Origin of the sequence: Desulfosarcina sp. (assembly GCF_041551955.1) — a bacterium.
Lineage (GTDB): Bacteria > Desulfobacterota > Desulfobacteria > Desulfobacterales > Desulfosarcinaceae > Desulfosarcina.
In genome coordinates, this window is sequence record NZ_JBFELV010000390.1 from 1 (window position 1) to 4,924 (window position 4,924).

At 44.5% G+C, this 4,924-nt stretch carries 5 protein-coding genes; all 5 read right to left on the reverse strand.

The features are described from left to right. Window positions 1-1,151: multicopper oxidase family protein (locus ABYV26_RS20815; protein WP_372683280.1), on the reverse strand; the 1,151-nt coding region annotated here is incomplete at its 3' end. Window positions 1,152-1,171: 20 nt separating this feature from the next. After that, entirely contained in the window at window positions 1,172-1,621 is a 450-nt protein-coding gene (locus ABYV26_RS20820) for an SHOCT domain-containing protein (RefSeq protein ID WP_372683281.1), read from the reverse strand. A 356-nt stretch (window positions 1,622-1,977) separates the two neighbouring features. Further along, entirely contained in the window at window positions 1,978-2,469 is a 492-nt protein-coding gene (locus ABYV26_RS20825) for a periplasmic heavy metal sensor (protein WP_155306130.1), read from the reverse strand. Window positions 2,470-2,828: 359 nt separating this feature from the next. After that, a complete protein-coding gene (locus ABYV26_RS20830) occupies window positions 2,829-4,205 on the reverse strand; it encodes a sigma-54-dependent transcriptional regulator (RefSeq protein ID WP_372683282.1) in 1,377 nt (458 codons plus the stop codon). Window positions 4,206-4,215: 10 nt separating this feature from the next. Continuing rightward, on the reverse strand, window positions 4,216-4,924 hold a 709-nt coding region (locus ABYV26_RS20835), incomplete at its 5' end, for an ATP-binding protein (RefSeq protein ID WP_372683283.1).

The following is a 4,924-nucleotide window of genomic DNA, read 5'->3' on the forward strand; positions in this document are numbered from 1 at the left end:
AGCTTCTCTGGAAGCGGTTGGTTTTTTTCCACACGCTGCGTAACTTTAATGTTGAATATAGAAAAACCAGCACCGTTTGGAAGGTTTTGATTCTGACCCATTCCACCCATCATCATTCCACGTCCCATTCGTCTGCCCCCCATGCCTCCGGTGTCGAAAGGAAGGCTTATCAGGGATGTCTCATATCCGACTTGGCTATCGTAAAAATCGGTCCAGAGCTCTATCCTTTCCCCAGGGCTTAAAAACACATACTGACGGCGGACCGGTCTTTCCAACAATCCACCATCTGTGCCGATGATGGTAAGGGGGCGACCATCTTTCCACGCCAGTTTATATATTCGCGAATTGGAGCCATTTAACAGGCGTAATCGATACGCACAGGTCGATACCGGCAAGGTAAAATCAGGTAATCCATTGACCATTATCATATCACCCAAAAAACCAGCCATCTGTTCCATCCTATGGCCAGAGGTGTATATGAGCTGATTGTCTGTGCCAAACGTTCGGTCCTGTAGTACCAGAGGCACATCATATTCATCGTCGGGCAATCCCACGGCTCGCTCTTCTTCATCGGACACTATAAAAAGACCTGCCAGACCTCGATAAACCTGTGGGCCGGTTCTTCCGTGGGGGTGAGGGTGGTACCAGTACGTACCGGCTCTGTTATTGACCTCGAATTCGTATAGGTAGGATTGCCCTTGCGGAATTACATAGCGCGGATGCCCGTCCATAATCGCAGGGACATGTAAACCATGCCAATGCACAATCGACTCTTCAGGTAATAGGTTTTTAAAACGAATTCGTATTTTCTCTCCCTGACGCACTTTTATGGTCGGGCCAAGATAGCTGCGTGGAATTTCAACCACTCGGTTTTTATTGCCCCTATGCACAACCGCTTGGTACTGCCAAATTTGAGTGGGGTCTCCAGGAAAGATGGCAACTTCACTCGGTCGAGCCGTAAGGGAAATATCTAAGTCCGGGAGAAATTCTGTGTCTGCAAGCGTCTTTGGGCTTTGCGCTGCAGCTGAATAATCTGATAGGGGCCAGAACCCACCTGTTATCAAGCCCAGCGTTCCGTAACCGGCCAGTTTCAGGAATTGCCTTCTATCATTCTCGCAGTAAGTCCAGAATTCCTTGCTTCGTTTTTTCATTGAAGATCACCATGTGTGAGCTATTGGAGTATATCTTTTTTCATCGATTCGAATTCATCACGGGCTATTTCACCTTTGGCATAGCGTTCCTTCAAAATATCCATTGGCTTGGAACCATTGCTGACAATAGAACCGCCTCTGCTGCCCTTGGTTTGAATCAACCATTTAACAAAAGAAACTATCCCTACGATAATTAGACCCCAAAAAATAATCATTAATATCATACCGAACCATCCCATACCCCAGTCGCCCATCATCCATCGACCCATGTGCCAGTTACTGTACCTGCCGGATTGGGCCAATGCAGGACTTAAGTAAATGTTGCTTAGGATCAATATGGCCAATGACCACGTAAACCCCTTTTGAAGCCCGTTTTTGTAAGTCATGTTACACTTCCCAATCGATTTGTCGAAATACCGAAATAAGGCTGATAACTTACCACCCACAATATCCACTTCGACCAGGGCCATATCCCATCATGTAACCGTTGCCTCTGTGGTTTTGATTGTATTTTCGCAAAGTAAAATCGTGGCCCGAGTCACTATAGCCGCTTCTGTAATGGTCTGCATTATTATAGTACTTTTGCCCATCGTAACCATGTCGGTAAGGACCATGGCCTATGCCACAACCTGCCAATGCTGTTAAAGCAAACCCAACAACTGCAACAATCAAGATTGGTCTTACAGCCTTTTTCAAAGATTCGATTTTCATCGGAGCACCTTTCTTCTGATCTATTGGTCTTTTTAGGTAGTCCAAGAATTCATTTTAAATGAGTGGGGCGGTGAGCACCGCCCCATCACAAGTGTTTTCAATACGGCTTTTGAGCCTACCACATGCAATATCTGTCACCACGAGGACCGTTGCCCATCATATGGCCGTATCCGCTATCGCCACGTCCATAGTTTGGTACTGATTTTCTGGCCTGGATTTGATAATCCAGTCGTGTTTGATCCAAATCACTTTGAAGCTTGGAAATTTCACTCTGCAAATTGGAAGCCTTGCTGGTGTCAGGGTTTTCCTTTGCCAGCTCGCTTCTCAATGCCAGCTCTTTTTCGTAAAGCATTTGCCGGTTATTCTCAGTGGCCTTAAAAAATTCATTACGCTGTTTCTCTATTTTGGCTATTTCCTGTTCAGAAAGATTGCCGTAATATTGGCCTTGGCCATGCATAGATCCATCCCCGTGATTCCAATTTGCACTGTTATTGCCTCGCCGCATTCCGTAATTGCAGCCATTACCCCAACCGGCAAACGCCAGGGTAGTAAAGCCAAAGATCGCCACAACCGTTAATACGATGATTCCTTTTGTTTTCTTTTTCATTTGTGCCTCCGTAAAATTAGTTGATTTTCGTTTGGTTTTAAAAATAGCTTTTTTTAAAACCCCGCAATGTTAAAAACATGATAGAGCAATGGCTATGCCAGACTTTGGTCGAAGCAATCTTGTACATACATAACTATACGTAAATATGAGTATTATGGAAAAAAGTATGTTGCTTAGGCGATCAGTACGGTCGATAGCCTATCATTGAATCTGTGGTGTTTTTACACACCTTCAGGCGGATATTATTTGATAGTGGGGTATAAATAACCAGCCAGAAAAATGATAGGAAATGGAATTGGATCAGGGGGTAGTGGGCAGGAATAGCTTTTAAACAAAATCTTTCAACCAGTTGGTAGAGATCAATCGACACCGTACTCTTTCAGTTTGTTGTGAAGGGTTTTCCGATTGATCTTTAACCTCCGTGCGGTTTCACTTTTATTGCCACCAGTCGCTTCAAGGGTGGCAAGTATCGCCTCTTTTTCAATATCTTCCAAGGGACGGTTGGCTGCAACAGGCTTTGGCCGTTCAACCCAATCACTAACCTTTGAATAGGGTTCGGTGATATTTGAAGCCAGCTCTTTTTCTGTGATGTTGTCACCGGTTAACAAAATCACGGCTCGCTCAACTGTGTTTTCGAGTTCCCTGACGTTTCCTGGCCACTCGTATTTTAAAAGCATATCCATCGCCAACGGGGAAAATACCTTAACCCTTTTGCGGTTTTTTTTAGCATATTTTTCTAGAAAATGCTGCGCAAGCAAAGGGATGTCATCTTGCCGCTCCCTGAGGGGTGGCACATCCAGCGTAACAACATTCAGGCGATAATACAGATCTTCTCTGAATCTTTCCTTGGCGACTTCTTCTCCCAGGTTCTTGTTTGTTGCGGCTAATATACGCACATCCACGTTTAAGGTTTCATCGCCACCCACTCTTTGAATCTCTCTTTCCTGAATGACACGCAGCAGTTTGGCCTGCATCATTGCTGAAGTTTCTCCGATTTCATCCAGGAATATTGTCCCCTTATTGGCTTGCATAAACCGTCCCTCACGACGCTTGTCGGCTCCTGTGAACGCCCCTTTTTCATGACCAAAGAGTTCAGATTCCAGCAGCGTTTCAGTCAGCGCTGCACAGTTTACAACCACCAGCGGATGATTCTTTCGGCTGCTGTTGTGATGGATCGACTTGGCGATCAGCTCCTTGCCCGTTCCGCTTTCCCCAGTAATTAACGCAGTGGCTTCAGAGGGTGCGATCATCGCCAGCATATCAACCAAATCTTTCATCGCCTTGCTTTTTCCGACGATATTTTTCAAATCGTAATCAGCGCTCAGTTTGTCTTTCAGATCTCTATTTTCTACTTTGAGACTGGTATGCTCCAATGCCCGTTCAAGGGTTAGCTTCAACACATCAAAATCAAGCGGCTTGGTCAAATAATCGTATGCTCCGGCTTTTAAGGCTTCAACTGCTGAATCGACCGATGAATAAGCGGTCATGATAAGTATCGGAATGGCTGGATTGTATTCTTTGATTTGTTTTAAAGCTTCTATTCCGCTCATTTCAGCCATTCGAATATCCATCAAGATAAGATCATAGGGGCGCTCTCTAACATGCTGAACCGCCTTCGTTCCATCATCTACCTCAGTGGTTTTGTAGCCCCAGCTTGTAATAATTGTTTTCAGAGTCTTCAAATGGCTGCGATCATCTTCGACCACCAATATGTGAAATAGCTTTTCGTTGCTCATATATCCCTCATCAAAGCTTTTTTGCTGGAATACTGATTGTAAAGGTAGTACCCTGATCAGGAGTACTACGGACCTTTACACTCCCGTTGTGGGCTTCGATTATTTTGTGGACTATCGCCAGCCCTAAACCGGTGCCTTTGGTTTTCGTGGTATAATAAGGATCAAATATTTTGTGCATATTTTGAGCCTCAATTCCTGATCCGGTATCTCCAATTTCAATGACTATGAGGCTATCATCGGACAAGGAATTTTTAATACTTAGCTGACCACCTTTCTCCATCGCCTGAAGCGCGTTTAAATACAAATTCAGAAGGCATTGAGATAATCGATCCGAATCGATTTCGGTTGTTAAAGGCTGTTTGGTTAAATACAATTTAATCGAAATATCCTTCGTATGAGCTTCTTTTTCTATAAGCCGTACCGAATGCTCAATTAATGAATTCACATCCGATCTTTTAAGGTTTAAATCTGTCGGTCTGGCAAACTCCAGCAATTCGCTGATGACCCGGTTCATGCGGTCCACTTCCTCAATCATAACACCAGCCATCTCTTTATCACCACTGTCTTCATCAAACTTATTCTTAAAATAGGATGCGATGCCTTTAATTGAACTTAACGGATTTCTAATTTCATGAGCAACACCTGCGGCAAGGCCTCCGATTGCCGCCAGTTTTTCCTTTCGGCGAACTTCATCCTGCAATCGACGGACTTCGCCAAGG